The 14,758-nt window shown below is 67.8% G+C and carries 17 protein-coding genes; all 17 read right to left on the reverse strand.

The annotated features are described in order from the left end of the window. Positions 1 to 2: 2 nt before the first annotated feature. Positions 3 to 761 (reverse strand): P-type conjugative transfer protein TrbJ, encoded by a 759-nt coding sequence (trbJ, locus tag BFL28_RS01255; RefSeq protein WP_069318823.1) that lies wholly within the window; start codon positions 759 to 761, stop codon positions 3 to 5. Then, a complete protein-coding gene (gene trbE / locus BFL28_RS01260; protein WP_069318872.1) occupies positions 758 to 3,193 on the reverse strand; it encodes a conjugal transfer protein TrbE in 2,436 nt (811 codons plus the stop codon). Before trbE ends, trbJ begins: the two co-directional genes overlap by 4 nt. Continuing rightward, positions 3,190 to 3,462 (reverse strand): VirB3 family type IV secretion system protein, encoded by a 273-nt coding sequence (locus BFL28_RS01265; RefSeq protein WP_069318824.1) that lies wholly within the window; start codon positions 3,460 to 3,462, stop codon positions 3,190 to 3,192. Before BFL28_RS01265 ends, trbE begins: the two co-directional genes overlap by 4 nt. Continuing rightward, positions 3,462 to 3,794, reverse strand: a complete 333-nt coding sequence (locus BFL28_RS01270) for a TrbC/VirB2 family type IV secretion system protein (RefSeq protein WP_069318825.1) — start codon at positions 3,792 to 3,794, stop codon at positions 3,462 to 3,464. Before BFL28_RS01270 ends, BFL28_RS01265 begins: the two co-directional genes overlap by 1 nt. Then, positions 3,791 to 4,777, reverse strand: a complete 987-nt coding sequence (gene trbB / locus BFL28_RS01275) for a P-type conjugative transfer ATPase TrbB (RefSeq protein ID WP_069318826.1) — start codon at positions 4,775 to 4,777, stop codon at positions 3,791 to 3,793. Before trbB ends, BFL28_RS01270 begins: the two co-directional genes overlap by 4 nt. A 168-nt stretch (positions 4,778 to 4,945) precedes the next feature. Then, on the reverse strand, positions 4,946 to 5,371 hold the full coding sequence (locus BFL28_RS01280; RefSeq protein WP_069318827.1) for a ribbon-helix-helix domain-containing protein: 426 nt from the start codon (positions 5,369 to 5,371) through the stop codon (positions 4,946 to 4,948). 9 nt (positions 5,372 to 5,380) lie between these two features. Continuing rightward, positions 5,381 to 7,354, reverse strand: a complete 1,974-nt coding sequence (locus BFL28_RS01285) for a conjugal transfer protein TraG (protein ID WP_069318828.1) — start codon at positions 7,352 to 7,354, stop codon at positions 5,381 to 5,383. 15 nt (positions 7,355 to 7,369) lie between these two features. Continuing rightward, positions 7,370 to 9,127 carry a relaxase/mobilization nuclease domain-containing protein gene (locus BFL28_RS01290; RefSeq protein WP_069318829.1) on the reverse strand — a complete coding sequence of 586 codons (1,758 nt, stop codon included), beginning with the start codon at positions 9,125 to 9,127 and terminating at the stop codon, positions 7,370 to 7,372. A 238-nt stretch (positions 9,128 to 9,365) separates the two neighbouring features. After that, entirely contained in the window at positions 9,366 to 10,091 is a 726-nt protein-coding gene (locus tag BFL28_RS01295) for a lytic transglycosylase domain-containing protein (RefSeq protein ID WP_338152228.1), read from the reverse strand. Positions 10,092 to 10,281: 190 nt separating this feature from the next. Continuing rightward, complete coding sequence (locus tag BFL28_RS01300; RefSeq protein ID WP_069318831.1) at positions 10,282 to 10,617, reverse strand: DUF736 domain-containing protein; 336 nt, start codon at positions 10,615 to 10,617, stop codon at positions 10,282 to 10,284. Positions 10,618 to 10,653: 36 nt separating this feature from the next. Further along, on the reverse strand, positions 10,654 to 11,199 hold the full coding sequence (locus BFL28_RS01305; protein WP_069318832.1) for a S26 family signal peptidase: 546 nt from the start codon (positions 11,197 to 11,199) through the stop codon (positions 10,654 to 10,656). Further along, the gene (locus BFL28_RS01310; protein ID WP_069318833.1) at positions 11,196 to 11,702 is read right to left on the reverse strand and encodes a DUF2840 domain-containing protein; all 507 of its coding nucleotides are present in this window, start codon (positions 11,700 to 11,702) and stop codon (positions 11,196 to 11,198) included. The genes BFL28_RS01305 and BFL28_RS01310 overlap by 4 nt, the downstream gene beginning before the upstream one ends. Then, positions 11,699 to 11,965 carry a helix-turn-helix transcriptional regulator gene (locus BFL28_RS01315; protein ID WP_015459426.1) on the reverse strand — a complete coding sequence of 89 codons (267 nt, stop codon included), beginning with the start codon at positions 11,963 to 11,965 and terminating at the stop codon, positions 11,699 to 11,701. The genes BFL28_RS01310 and BFL28_RS01315 overlap by 4 nt, the downstream gene beginning before the upstream one ends. A gap of 128 nt (positions 11,966 to 12,093) precedes the next feature. Continuing rightward, on the reverse strand, positions 12,094 to 12,717 hold the full coding sequence (locus BFL28_RS01320; protein ID WP_069318834.1) for a DUF2285 domain-containing protein: 624 nt from the start codon (positions 12,715 to 12,717) through the stop codon (positions 12,094 to 12,096). After that, positions 12,656 to 12,877 (reverse strand): transcriptional regulator domain-containing protein, encoded by a 222-nt coding sequence (locus tag BFL28_RS21365; RefSeq protein WP_079246858.1) that lies wholly within the window; start codon positions 12,875 to 12,877, stop codon positions 12,656 to 12,658. Before BFL28_RS21365 ends, BFL28_RS01320 begins: the two co-directional genes overlap by 62 nt. A 135-nt stretch (positions 12,878 to 13,012) precedes the next feature. Next, positions 13,013 to 13,285, reverse strand: coding sequence for a DNA -binding domain-containing protein (locus BFL28_RS20000; RefSeq protein ID WP_079246859.1), 273 nt, complete (start codon positions 13,283 to 13,285; stop codon positions 13,013 to 13,015). Positions 13,286 to 13,803: 518 nt separating this feature from the next. Then, entirely contained in the window at positions 13,804 to 14,646 is an 843-nt protein-coding gene (locus tag BFL28_RS01330) for a DUF932 domain-containing protein (RefSeq protein WP_069318836.1), read from the reverse strand. Between the last annotated feature and the right edge of the window lie 112 nt (positions 14,647 to 14,758).

Below are 14,758 nucleotides of genomic sequence, written 5' to 3' on the forward strand. Positions count from 1 at the left end.
AGTCAGTCGCGAAACATGCGCGCGTTGCCCGGCTGGTAGCCGATGCGCGGGGTGAGGAAGCGGCGGAGCCGTTCGCGGCTTTCGGCTTCGACGGCCGCATTGCGCGCCGAATCCAGCGCCTGCGCCCGGCCCTGCGCGGCGAGCAGCGCCGTCAGGTCCGCGAGCTGCTGCGATTGCAGCGCGAGAAGCTGGTTGCCCGCCTGCGCGACCTGAAGCGCGCCCGTCGCCGACTGGCTGGACGAGACCAGGCTGTCCATCGTCGTGCGCGCGCCGTCGATATTGCCGACGACGCCGGCTTGAACGCGCAGCGCGTCCTCGAACGCGCCGACGCTATCCTCCCAGCGGGCATTGGCGTTGGCGACCATCTGCGCGTGGCTGCCGGTCAGCGCCGCGCCCTTGTAGCGGCCGTTGAACACCTGCTGGACGTTCTGCACGTCGTAGGCGATGCGCTGCGCTTCGCCGAGAAGCTGCTGGGTGCGCTGCACCTGCTGCTGCAATTGCTGGAGCGAGTTGAACGGCAGCGAAGCCAGATTGCGCGCCTCATTGATAAGGCTGGTCGCCTGCTGCTGGATTTGCTGGATCTGATTGTTGACCTGCTGGAGCGACCGGGCGGCCGTCAGCACGTTCTGCGCATAGTTGGTCGGGTCATAGACGATCCCGCCGAACTGGGCGTGGGCGGGCGTGGCGGCGGTGATGCCAATGACGCTCGACGTGGCGATGGCGCCGGCCAGGATGGCTCGGCGCAGGATGGTGGTCTTCATATCGGTAACTCCTGCTGGCTGGGGGGAAGAAGCTCGACGGCCCAGGCGCAGCCGCGATGGCGCAGCCATTCGGCGGCGAAGCGCTCGCGGCCGTGGGTCTCGATCAGTTCGGCGATGCGGAGCTGGTCTGTCTTGGAAGAGGCGGCGGCGAAGGCGAGCGCGACCTCACCCAGCCCCAGCTCAAACAGCCGGTTGCCGCGGCGCGACTGGCAGTAATAGTCGCGCTTCGGCGTCGCTCGGCTGAGAATTTCGATCTGGCGGGCGTTCAGGCCGAAGCGCCCATAGATGGCCGCGATCTGCGGTTCGGCGGCGCGCTCGTTCGGCAGGAAAATGCGTGTCGGGCAGCTTTCGATGATAGCCGGCGCGATATTTGAGGTTTCTATGTCGGCGAGGCTCTGCGTGGCGAAGACGACGCTGGCGTTCTTCTTCCTGAGCGTCTTGAGCCACTCGCGGAGCTGCGCCGCGAAGTCCGGGCTGTCGAGGACAAGCCAGCCCTCGTCGATGATGATGAGCGTGGGCGAGCCGTCCAACCGACCTTCGATCCGGTGGAACAGATAGGACAGGACCGCGGCGGCCGACTCGGCGCCGACCAACCCCTCCGTCTCGAACGCCTGGATCAATGCCTCGCCGAGACGCTCGGCCTCGGCATCGAGCAACCGGCCCCACGGCCCGCCGATGCAGTAAGGGGCAATGGCCTGCTTGAGCTGCTGGCTCTGCAACAGCACGGCTAACCCGGTCAGCGTGCGTTCGGAAACTGGCGCGCTGGCGAGGGAGCCAAGCGCCGACCAGATGTGCTCCTTGGCCTGCGGATCGACCGCGACGCCTTCGGACGCGAGGATCGCCGCCAGCCATTCGGCTGCCCAGGCGCGCTCGGCCGGATCGTCGATGCGGGCGAGCGGCTGGAGCTGGACGCCATCGCCCGCCTCGTCGGCGAGCATCCCGCCCAAGTCCTGCCAGTCGCCGCCCATGCCGATCGCGGCGGCGCGGATGCTGCCGCCGAAGTCGAAGGCGAAGACCTGCGCACCTTCGTAGCGGCGGAACTGCATCGCCATCATCGCGAGCAGGACGCTCTTGCCCGCCCCGGTGGGGCCGACGATCAGCGTGTGGCCGACATCGCCGACGTGAAGGGAAAACCGGAACGGGGTCGATCCTTCGGTCTTGCCGTAGAGCAAGGGGGGAGCACCGAAATGATCGTCCCGTTCCGGCCCCGCCCATACTGCTGACAGGGGGATCAGGTGGGCGAGATTGATGGTGGAAATCGGGGGCTGGCGGACGTTGGCGTAGGTGTGGCCGGGAAGTGAGCCGAGCCACGCTTCGATCGCGTTCATGCCCTCGTGGATGACGGTAAAGTCGCGGCCTTGGATCACCTTCTCGACCAGCCGCAGCTTTTCGGCGGCAATGGCGGGATCGCGGTCCCATACCGTCACCGTCGCCGTGACATAGGCCATGCCGGCATAGTCAGCGCCCAGTTCCTGCAAGGCGATGTCGGCGTCGGCTGCCTTGTTCGAGGCGTCGCTGTCGAGCAGCGCGCTCGCTTCGTTGGTCATCACCTCTTTCAGGATGGCTGCGACGGACTTGCGCTTGGCGAACCACTGGCGGCGGATGCGGCTCAGCAGCTTGGTCGCGTCGGTCTTGTCGAGCATGATCGCGCGGGTGGACCAGCGATACTCGAAGGCGAGCCGGTTCAGCTCGTCGAGCAGGCCGGGGAACGTGACGCTCGGGAATCCCGTGATCGTCAGCGTGCGGAGGTGATGGTCGCCGAGCTTGGGTTCAAGCCCGCCGGTCAGCGGCTCGTCGGCCAACAGGGCGTCGAGGTGCATCGGCGTTTCCGGCACCCGCACACGCTGGCGACGGGTCGAGACGGAGGAATGAAGGTAGGTCAGCGTCTCGGCATCATCGAGCCAGCGGACCTCGGGCACGAAGCCTTCGACCAAACCCAGCACCCGGTCACTGCGATCGGTGAAGCCTTTGAGCAACTCCCACGGATCGACGCCGGTCGTGGCCCGGCCCTCGTAGAGCCAACCTTCGGCGCGTGCGGCTTCCTCGGCGGGCGGCATCCACAGCAGCGTAAGGAAATAGCGGCTCTCGAAGTGCGCGCCTTCCTCGCTGAACTGCTCGCACCGCTCCGTATCGACCAGCGCCGACACGGGATCGGGGAAGTCGGAGGCCGGGTAGTCGAGCGCTGGCGTACGCTGCGCGTCAACGAAAATCGCCCAGCCCGAGCCCAAGCGCCGGAGCGCTCCATTAAGCCGCGAGGTCGTGGCGACCAGCTCGGCCGGTGTTGCGCTGTCGAGATCGGGACCGCGGAAGCGCGCCGTGCGCTGGAAGCTGCCGTCCTTGTTCAGAATGACGCCTTCTCCGACCAGCGCCGCCCAAGGCAGGAAGTCGGCCAGGTGCGCAGCTTTGCTGCGATATTCACGCAAGCTCATCATGGCCGCATCCATGTCGGGTAACGGAGGTGGCGGCGGGCCACGTCCACGAATTGCGGGTCGCGGCGCGCGGCCCAGACGGACAGCCCGTGGCCGACGGCCCAGATGACCAACCCAGCGATCCAGAGCCGCAGGCCCAGACCGATCGCGCCTGCCAACGTGCCGTTGACGATGGCGAGCGACCGCGGCGCGCCGCCGAGCAGAATCTGCTCGGTCAGCGCCCGGTGAACCGGCGCGAAATAGCCGGGGATCGGCTCGGCCGCGTCCAACATCAGACCAACGCTCCGCCGCCAAAGCTGAAGAAGCTGAGGAAGAACGAACTGGCCGCAAACGCGATCGACAGGCCGAAAACGATCTGTATCAGCTTGCGCGCACCGCCCGACGTGTCGCCGAACGCTAATGTCAGGCCGGTGATGATGATGATCATCACCGCGATGATCTTCGCCACCGGTCCCTCAATGCTTTCGAGGATCGACTGAAGAGGAGCTTCCCACGGCATCGACGAACCGCCCGCATGGGCCGGGGCGGCGATTGTCAGCGCGACGACGCTGGCGGTGGCGGCGAGCATGGCGCGGCGTGCGCCATGCCGAAGGGCATGGATCATTGTTCGTCTCCAAGGTTCTGGGCTGTGAGGGAATTCAGGCGGTAATCGTCGCTGGCGGGGTCGAGTCCCTCGACGCGGGCCAGTTCGGTAAGCCGGCGGCCGTGTCCGTCGCGGACCAGCACGGCGATTAGGTCGATGGTCTCAGCGATGAGCGCGCGCGGGACCGTCACGACGGCCTCCTGTATGAGTTGCTCCATGCGGCGAAGCGCGCCGAGCGCGGTGCCGGCGTGGATGGTGCCGACGCCGCCCGGATGTCCGGTGCCCCAGGCTTTGATGAGGTCGAGCGCCTCAGCACCACGCACTTCGCCGATCGGAATGCGGTCCGGCCGCAAGCGCAGCGACGAGCGGACCAACTCGGACAGCGACACCACGCCGTCTTTGGTCCGCATGGCGACGAGGTTGGGCGCGGCGCATTGCAGCTCGCGCGTGTCTTCGATCAGAACGATGCGGTCGCTGGTTTTCGCCACCTCGGCGAGCAGCGCGTTGACCAGCGTCGTCTTGCCGCTGCCGGTCCCGCCGGCGACGAGGATATTGGCGCGGGTTTCGACACCGTGCCGCAGCGCCTCGGCCTGAACCGCCGACATGATCCCGGCACGCGCATAGTCGTCGAGTGTGAAGACGGCGACGGCCGGCTTGCGGATTGCGAAGGTGGGTGCGGCGACGATGGGTGGCAGAAGCCCTTCAAAGCGTTCGCCACCCTCCGGAAGCTCGGCTGAGACGCGCGGGGCGCGGGCGTGAACCTCGACGCCGACATGGTGCGCGACCAGGCGGATGATCCGCTCACCATCGGCGGCCGACAGCAACTCGTCCGTATCGCTGATGCCTGCGCCCAGTCGATCGACCCACAGCCGGCCGTCGGGATTCAACATCACTTCGATGACGGCGGGATCGTCCAGCCAAGCCGCGATCGATGCGCCCATCGCCGTGCGCAGCATCCGCGCGCCGCGTGTCTTGGCCTCGGATCGGATCGGCTGGACGTTCAAGGATCGGCCCCTAAAGGGGCCGGGCGAACCGCCGCCCGGCGTCAGGAGCACATCAAGAGACGCAGAAATATCGAGGCTGCAACAGCTACTTGGCGGCGTAGTAGAGACGGCGGCGGATACTTGCGCGATGCGGACTACCAGTTCGCCACAGTCCGGCTTCAGATGCCTTTATTCCGAATCGGTCGGCGACTTCGGCCAGACATCCTCAGGGATTTCGTCCATCAAGCTCTTGCCGCTGGCGTAGCGCCGGCCAAGCGTCTCCACGAACCCCTCATAGCGCTTGCGACCCTTCACCTGCGCGGCCGCCTGATCCTCGTCGGGCAGCGGCGGGGTCACGGACAGCCAGAACCGAACGAACAGCGCCAGCGCCTCGGTCGTCAGGCCGGTGTTGCGCTCCAACCGCAGCACCTGCCGGGACAGGCGGTCGAGCCGCCGCGCGAACGCCGCCTCCATCCGATCTGCCCCGTCCGGCGACAGGTAGGACGCCACGGCAGCCTCCACGATCGCCGAGCGTGATATGCGCCGGCGGATCGCCAGCTCGTCCACCTGCTTGGCGAGCGCGGGCGGGAAATAGACGTTGAGCCGGGTTCGCATGTTCACCTCCTACAACTCGATGCCGTCGCCGGGATCGAGCGACGCCTGGCGCGCAATGCCCTGCATCCCGCGGCGCGCTGCCGCCTGGCGGGCCGCGTCGTCCTGCTCGTCATCGACGATCGAAAACTCCTGCGCCGCAGGTGCAGGGGTTTCCGGCACGATGGCGACATGCTCGGGCAGCTCGGGCTCTCGGCGTAGGCCGCCATTGGCCGCATCTTCCGCATCACGGACGATGCGCGCGAGCTGCTTCGGATCGGCGGCCGCCTGCCGCCCGGTCCAGTCGTCGGGACGGATCGCGGCGACCGCGGACGCTGGCGTCTGCATGATCCGCTCGGACAGGCGCCGGTCCTGAAAGTAGCGTACCTTCTTCGCGCGGATCGGATGGATGCCCGCGACCATCACGATCTCGTCGTCGGGCGGGAGCTGCATCACCTCGCCGGGGGTGAGGAGCTGGCGGGCGGTCTCAGAACGCGACACCATCAAATGCCCCAGCCACGGCGACAGGCGATGCCCGGCATAGTTCTTCATCGCGCGCATCTCGGTCGCGGTGCCGAGTGCATCCGACACGCGCTTGGCGGTGCGTTCGTCGTTGGTGGCGAAGCTCACGCGGACATGGCAGTTGTCGAGGATCGCGTTGTTCGGGCCGTAAGCCTTCTCGATCTGGTTGAGACTCTGGGCGATCAGGAACGCCTTGAGCCCATAGCCCGCCATGAACGCCAGCGCGCTCTCGAAGAAGTCGAGCCGGCCGAGCGCGGGGAACTCGTCGAGCATCAAGAGCACGCGATGGCGGTTGCCCTTCGGGGTCAGCTCCTCGGTCAGCCGGCGCCCGATCTGGTTGAGGATGAGACGGATGAGCGGCTTGGTGCGCGATATGTCGCTGGGCGGGACGACCAGATAGAGCGTAACCGGCCGATCGCCCTCGACCAGATCCGATATGCGCCACTGGCAGGCCCGCGTGACCTGCGCCACGACAGGATCGCGGTATAGGCCGAGGAACGACATGGCCGTGCTGAGCACGCCCGACCGCTCGTTGTCGGATTTGTTGAGCAACTCGCGCGCGGCCGAGGCGACGACGGGGTGGACGCCGGCTTCGCCGAGGTGCGGCGTCGCCATCATCGCCGCCAGCGTCTGCTCGATCGTGCGCGCCGGATCGGACAGAAATCCCGCAACGCCGGCCAAGGTCTTGTCAGTCTCCGCATAGAGGACGTGGAGGATGGTGCCGACCAGCAGCGAGTGGGATGTCTTCTCCCAATGGTTCCGGCGCTCCAGCGAGCCTTCGGGATCGACCAGCACATCGGCGACATTCTGGACGTCGCGCACCTCCCACTGGCCGCGCCGCACCTCCAGCAGCGGATTGTAGGCGGCTGACGCGGCGTTGGTCGGATCGAACAACAGCACGCGCCCGTGCCGCGCACGGAAGCCCGCCGTCAGCGTCCAGTTCTCGCCCTTGATGTCGTGGACAATACAGCTTCCCGGCCAGGTCAGCAGCGACGGCACGACCAGGCCGACGCCCTTGCCGCTTCGTGTAGGCGCGAAGCAAAGCACATGCTCGGGGCCATCGTGGCGCAGATAGTCGCGCGCGAGCTTGCCGAGCACGACGCCGTTCGACCCCAGCAGCCCGGCCAAGCGGACCTCTTTTTCGCTTGCCCAGCGCGCCGACCCGTAGGTCTCGGCGTTCTTCAGTTCTCGCGCGCGCCACACGGACATGCCGATGGCGACGGCGATCGACACGAACCCACCCGATGCGGCAATGAACGCGCCGGTCTTGAAGATGTCAGGCGCGTAGGCGTCGAAGCTGAACCACCACCAGAAGAAGGCCGGCGGCGGATAGATGCGCCAGTTGCCGAGCATGATCCACGGCGGCCCCAGCTCGGGCTGGTAGGCGAGCGCGGCGGCGGTCCACTGCGTCGCGCCCCATATGCCTACGAGCACGATCAGGAACACGACGATGACCTGGCCCCATAAAATCTTGGTCGCGGACATGCGTTCTCTCCTGAGTCAGATGCCGAGGCCGCGCTTGCGGCCAAGCGTCCAGTCGATCCCGCCGCCGGCTCGAACCACGCCCGACACCTGACGGCCAAGCTGCTGTTCGAGAGTGCTAGCCCAGGGGACGAGGCGGAAACCGAGTCCGTCGTCGATCATGGCGAAGCGGCCGGACGCGAGCGCGAGGCGCTGGCGAACGACGCCGGCCACCTTTTCGCCGGTCGCTGCCGGGCGGTATGCAAGCCCGGTCTCCCCCGCGATCTTCGCGCCTACGGAGTCCAGCTCGCGCTTGCTCAGCGTGTCGAGCAGCCCGCGCTCGAACACCGTTCGCTCCCCGTAGCGGCGCGCCAGCCTCTCGCGGACGAGATGGTCGGTGCGCGCGTCCATCGCTCGGCGCACCTCCGCGCCGAACCCGCCGTCCGCGACACCGGCGCCGCGCTCGATCAGACGATGGTCGAGCCAAGTCGCGCCGGGCGCCTTCACCTGCGCGGCGAGGTCAAAGTCCGATCGCGTGGCGAGGATCAGCGTCGGCTTCTCCTCGCCGGGCCTGCCGACGCCCCGCAGTTCGACGATGCCGCCGAGCTTCGGGCTGTGTTCCAGCGCCTCGATACCGGGCAGCCGGACATGGTGGGTGCGGCCATCCGTGCCGTCGATCACCGCATAAGCGGTGCCGGTCAGCTCGTTGTGCAAACCTTTGTCGATCAGCCGGCCGGCGATCGGCTTCTCGGGCGCGCCGCTCACCACGGCGTAGCTATCGAGCGGTCGATCCTGTCCGTGATCGTTCAGCGCTTTGCCGATCGTGCGGATGATGTCGCCACGCGCCCCCAGCTCGCGCAACTTCTGTTGCGCGCCCTCTGCTACCGCCCACTGGCCGGACTCACCTTCGGTTGCGAGGCCCATCGTCTCCAGATGCTGCAACCGGCCGATCATCAGGCGCCGGATTCGGGGATCGTCAGGGCCGGGATGCTCGGGGCGCAGGTCAATGGCGCCCAGCTCGTCGGCCGCGCGGCCAATCTCGGAGTCGAGGCGGGTCCAACGCTCGGCTTTTACCTCGTGGTCTAGCGCACGCTGGACTTCATGCTCGGGCTTCGGCCCGAGTTCGGCCTGTGCCAGCTCCTCGGCGTTCGAGCGCAAATTGTGGCTGATGTAGTCGCGCGCCATGACGAGATCGGCGCCCTGATCGGTCACGCCGCGGACGATCAGGTGGACGTGCGGATTGTCGGTGTTCCAGTGATCCACCGCCACCCAATCGAGGCGCGTCCCCAAGTCCGTCTCCATCTGGCGCACGAGGTCGCGAGTGTATTCGCGCAGATCGGTCAGCTCGGCCGCGTCCTCGGGCGAGACGATGATGCGGAAATGATGCCGGTCATCCTTGCACCGATCGGTGAAAGAGCGATTGTCGGCATTGTCCCCCGCCACGTCGAACATCCGCGTCGGCGAACCATCGCGGGTGACGCCCTCGCGCTTCAAGTAGGCGACGTGCGCGGACAGCGGCGCCATGCGCCGGCCGGAGCGGCTGCGGTGCGTGACGGGCAGCGCCTTGACCAGCACTCGCCGGCTCGATCCGAACAGACGGCTACGAGCGAAGGCCGTGCGTCCCCGCCCGAAGCTCGACTGTCCGCCACGGCGCGGGCCAACGCCGCCGCGCCGGCCACCGCTGTGGATCGCGGCGACACGCAACACCTCGGCCACCAGGCCGCGCGCGTTGCGCCCCTGCGCCTTGCTGCGCTTGGCCTTGCCGGGCCGGACGCGGAAGTCGCTGTCTTCATTCACAGCCGGAGCGCTTTCCGCCGAAAATGGCCGATGGTGCCATTCGAGGCGTTGATTTTGCTGGTTTTTCTATTCCGAGCGGCACGCTCGCCGACCGACGCCCCCGCGTGAAGCCACGGAAAAGCCCCCGCTTTTCGGCGAAACGGGGTGCGCCTTATATCTTGCCCTCGTCTGTCCCTGCCGTTTTCCTCCTCCCCAGCCACTTTGCTGCTTCGGACGGATGAAGGGAGCGACAGGCCGATCATTGCGGTCGGCCCGCGCGGGCGCGGGACACGAACAGCGTGTCGCGCGCTACATTCGGCGACGGATCGGTCGTGCGACCGCCGTCAGATTCTACGCTGCCCGAGAGCGTTTCCGGCGCGGTTTCGCCGCTGCCGGACTGCACGGCAACTGCATCTGACGCGGCGCTCCCCGTGCGGACAAACAGCGCGGCGCGACGCCAGGCGAACGGATCAGGCGGCACGCTTACCGCCACCTCCACAGCGCCCGATCCGCCAGTGATCGGCGCGAGCTGGGCGAGATAGCCGACCGTCTCGGCAGGCAGCGGACGGCCGCGCGACACGAAGTCGTCGTAGCGGCCCGGTCCCGCATTATAGGCCGCCAGCATCGCACTGGCGTTGCCGTAGCGGTCGTGCATCTCGCGCAGATAGGCCGCGCCCGCCATGATGTTGTCGCGCACGTCGAACGGATCGGGGCCGAGGCCGTAGCGGGTGCGTAAGCCCGCCCAGGTCGCGGGCATGATCTGCATCAAGCCCATCGCCCCGGCGCGCGACACGGCGCGGGCATTGCCGCCGCTCTCGACGCGCATCACCGCCCATATCCATGCCTCGGGGATGCCGAACCGCCGCGAGGCGTCGGCGACATGGGCGGCAGAGGGATGGACGGCCGCCGATCGCGCGGCCGGCATATCCTGCGCCATCACCGGGGCAGGCGCGCCGCCGCCGGACAGCAGGACCACGGCAAGCATCAGCGCCGATCCGATTCCGCTCCGCCGCCAGCCTGCCAGCGTGCTCGCCGCGGTCAAGGGTGCGCGCGGTGCGCCGGCCTTTGGCCGCCCTTGACCTTCGCTGCGCGCGCCGGCCGGCCTGCGACCGAGCGGGACGAAGGGATGAGACGGCTTTCCCGCGAACAAAGGGATGATGGGGAAGCGCACCGGATCAGTCCTGCTCGCGCGACTTCGGCTGGCGGTTCCAGCGCAGCGACCATGCCGACTTGTCGGCGGTGCTCTGGAACAGCGCGGCGCGAAGCGGCTGCGCGAAAGCGGGGTCGTCGATGCGCAGCGAGACGTAATCCCCGGCGCGTTCGCCGGTCTCGTTCCAGCCTGCGCCGATCTCCGGGCCTTCGCCGCCGTCGCCGCGGTGGACGCGCCAGTCCGGCGCCTTGTCGGCGTCGCTCTGCTCGGCCGGAACGATCGAGATACGGATGTCGAGCGTCGCCGTCTCGATGATGCCTTCATAGCCGTTGGCGGTGCGGAAGAAGCTGCCGATCTGCATGGGAATCTCCTTTGGGTTGGCAGGCGAGGAAGCGGGTCAGCGCCAAATGAGCGGCGCGTCGGGCGTGTCGCGGGTGAGGATCGGGATGGCGCGGCCGAGCACGGTCGAGGCCGGCAGCGGCCCGAAATAGCGGCCGTCCATGCTGTCGGCGTGGTCGGGGTTGAGCATCAGCAGCTCGCCGGCGCGCAGCGTCCGGCAGCCTTGCCAGGCAGGTAGCGGACGGCCCCGGCCGTCACGCTGCCGGGCGACGACGACGGGCCGCCCATCCACGCTTACCACCGCGTCGATGCGGCACACGATCTGCCCCGGCCGCGCCGCGACATGCTTCAACAGCGGCACGCGCTCGCCGAGATAGCCGCGCTCCGCCAGCCAGTGCGCCAGCGCCGGTGGCGGCTTCACGGCGACCAATGCACCGTGCGGCGGATCGGGCAGCGGCTCGATCCGGTAGAACCCGATCGGCGCGCTGGCGCTGGCGTTCCAGACGACGCGCGGGAGCGGGTCGAACACCGCCACGGCGAGGAACGACGCGGCGAACAGCGACGCGGCGGATGCTGTCGCAATGCCCCATCCACGGCGCGTCATCCTTCGATCTCCCGGCGCTTAAGCCAGGCGCGATGACGCTCCTGCGTGTAGGGGCGCGGCTGTTGTCCGGCGGCGATGCGGTTGTGGACGTGCCGCCAATGATCCGGCGCGGCGTCGCACGGATCGACGCCGGCCGCCTCGGTCGCGTCGATCGCGGCGAGCACTTGGCTGACCTTGGGCCAGCCTTCGATCTTGAGCAGGATGTCGCCGCCCGGCCGCACGAACGGGAGCGTCGTGAACGGCTCGTTCGCGCCGACCGCGCGCACGATGTCGATGCGCGAGCTGACCGTGCCGTAGTCGTTCGCCGCCCATCGGACGAACGCAAAGATCGCGCCGGGACGGAAGCGGACGATGCGGCGGCGGCGATCGACGATCTCGTCCACCGCGACCCGGCCGAACCTGATCCAGTGCTCAATCCGCTTCTCGATCCACGTCAGCTCAACGCGGGTCATGGCGTCGGTGGGCGGCTGCCGGTAGCGCATGGGGGACGGCGGGACGGTCATCGCCGGCTCCGCGCGATGGCCGAATCCGCGCGCGGCATGAGGTCGTCCTGCCCCGGATCGGAGGTCGAATGCTTGATGCCGATGTCGGCCCAAGCGCGCAGGTCATCGACCGAATAGACGACGCGGCCGCCGATCCGGCGGTAAGCCGGGCCGGTGCCGAAATAGCGGTGCTTCTCCAGGGTCCGCCCCGAGAGGCCGAGGAAGCGCGCGGCTTCCGGCGTGCGCAGGAAGCGGGGCGGCAGGTTGGTAGGCGTATCGGACAAGTGACGGCTCCTGCGGGCGGTGGCGGCAGGAGGCGTAATTGTCAGAAGGGAGGCGGCCGGGTGGGGTATGAAGATGTGCGGCCGCACCGATGTGACCACCCCCACGGGTGCGGCGGCGGGGGAGCGAATCAGCGGATGCGGAGCAGCTTGCGGTAGTTGCCGTTCATCATGGCGATGCCGTCGCGGACCAGCCGGACCACAAACGAACGCGCGGCGGACATCTTCCAATCGCTCGCGGACAGCCGCGCCGCTTCGTCCCGTCCGAGCGCGACCGCGATCTCGCGATAGGTCGCGCCCCCATCGCGCAGGTCGAGCGCGCGGAGCATCAGGTCAAGCCGGGCGAGCCGATAGGCGGTTAGCGGCCAGCCGCGCGGCAGCGGCCCGGCCGCGCGGCCGAGCAAGCGGCGATGGAAACGCAGCAAGCTGGCGATGCGGGTGACAAAATCCTTGTCGAGCGGAATGACGGCAGCGAGCGGCTGGCCGGGCTGCGGATCGCGCAGCCACAGCCGATGCTCGCCCGCCGCGTCGGCGACGATGACATGGCGTCCGTCGATGCCGGCCAGGTCGGCGAGCAGCGCGCCGAGCGCGCGCGGATCGACCGGCGAAGCGCTGTCAAATCCTTCCGGTGCTGCGTCGAGGATGACCGTGACGGCGGTCAGTTCCGGGCGCCAGGGGACCGGCTCTGCGAGGTCATCCGGCGCCGTGGCGAAAGGACAACCCCCATCGCCGCGCGAAGGCCGTCTCGGCGGCACTCTGCGCGACGGCGCCGCTCGCGATGCGCTCCTGCATCTGCGTGTGTTCGGCGCGGTATGTGCGGTTTCGACGGAGAAACTCGGCGGCAATTTCGGCGCGCCCGAGGGCGTCGGGCAGTCCGCCGGCGCGCCGCTGGCGACGCCCTGGCGGCGTCGGCATTGCATCCTCCCAACCGCGCTTGGCGCGGATTTTAGGAGCGCAACATCTTCCGGTTGTCCTAGCTAGGATAGCGCAAAGACCGCGCACAACCGTGCAGCGAGGGCAGCGAGAACACTTCCGAATTGGAGTTAAATCTTAACGGTTTAGCCGATGTTGGCAGCCAAGCAGGTGCGCGTATCCGATCTCTGTCATCCAACGCGCGCGGGCAAGATGGGTCGCGTGCATCGTCTGGGCGCGATCAGGTTCCGCCGCTACGTCAATGTTGAAGATGGCGGCGGCAGCGTCACGCCAATCGGCGCCATCCTCCTCGGCATCGAGCAATCGCAGGTAGGCCGCGAGATGGCATTCGTCGTAGCTGGTGAGCTGCGCGCAAGCGGGCGCGCGGTCGTCGAATCTACATGCGCCCATGATGCCCCCGAGTATTCGACCGCGTTAACCAATAGGATCGTCGCGGATCAATTTCGATCCGCCGATTGGACATAGTTGCAAGCAGAATCCGCACCGGCCGACCAATCTCACGCGAGCTGCTGGTTTGCGGTGCGCCCCCGCAAACAGCTCCTAGACCCGTAGTCGGGGAGTTGGAAAACCGCGTTTAGTCGGTTCCTATGACCTTTAGCCCGGAAGCCTGTTGTATACGTCACAGGCTCCCCGACCATGTGGTCAAGGATGGCGGCACCGTCACGGCCGGCGCCGAACCGCTAAACGTGGGGTTTCCACACCCCAGGCCGCCGCGTAGCGGCCCGGCCTCGTCATAGAATAATGTGTAGTATTTGACCACCACCTCGCGCGAGCCGGGCGTCAGCCAGGCGAGCGCGCTTGCGGCCGCGCGGACCTTGGGACGCGCGGCCGCTGCCGATCCAGCACAGCGGATCGGCGCGAAAGCGGCGAAGCCGCAGGGCCGAACCTTCGGCCCTGCGGTGAAATGGTCAGGCTGCTTTGAGGCGCTGCATCCCTTCCGCCAGCGTCCAAAGCGCCCGGTTGAGCGTCACGTTTTGGTCAATGCCGTTGATGGCACGGGTCTGGCTGCGGCGGATGCGGCCCTCGGCGCTACGCTTACGCCCCTGCAACCCGCCGCGCACGACATTCTCCTGAATGACGTTGAAAGTGGTCCAGAGGCTGCGGTCCACATCCTCGCGGCGGCGCGGCTCGATGATCTGCTCGGGGCGAACCGGGCTTTCATCGTCGCCATAGCGGGCGACAAGGCTGACCTCGCCAAGCAAGCGCTGCTCGTCCGGCGAAAGCTGGATCGCCTTCATCGACTCGCTGGCGTCGATCAGCCGGGGGAAGTCCTCGGCGACGGTGAACACGCCTTCGATAATGTCATGCTCGATATTGCCCTTGTGCGGCACGCGGACTTCCTCGAACCGCTCGCCTGCGATCATGCTGTTCGTGCAGACAAACCGCAGCATCCCGGCGAACATCTGATAGGCGCTCGTCCCGTCGTGGCTGTTGACGATGATGACTTCGGCCGCCTCCGGTTTGCCGATGCCGTCGTCACGGCGAAGGCGCAGCATATGCTTGGCGTGCCCGTGGCGGCTGCCGTCACGAGGCACCGACTGGACCGCGAAGAACGGCGACCAGCCTTCCCGGCGCAGCCCCTCCACGATGTCGATCGTCGGGACATAGACATAGCGATCCGAACGGCTGTCGTGCGCCTCGCGGGCGAAGATGGACGGGACGTGGCGATACAGCGCCTCGTTGTCGAGCGGCTCCCGGCCGCTGATCTGATGGGCGTTGCGGCCGAACCGGGTGGCAAGTTGGTAGTGCATTTTGGCCTCCTTTGGGCTTGGGTTTCCGCGCAGCGGAGCGCCGCGCTGAAACCCTGCCCGTCGGCGAGACCGGGGGTGCAAACGGAAAGCGGCTTCGCGGGGAACCGGCTGC

Source organism: Sphingomonas turrisvirgatae, from assembly GCF_001721295.1.
Taxonomy (GTDB): domain Bacteria; phylum Pseudomonadota; class Alphaproteobacteria; order Sphingomonadales; family Sphingomonadaceae; genus Sphingomonas; species Sphingomonas turrisvirgatae.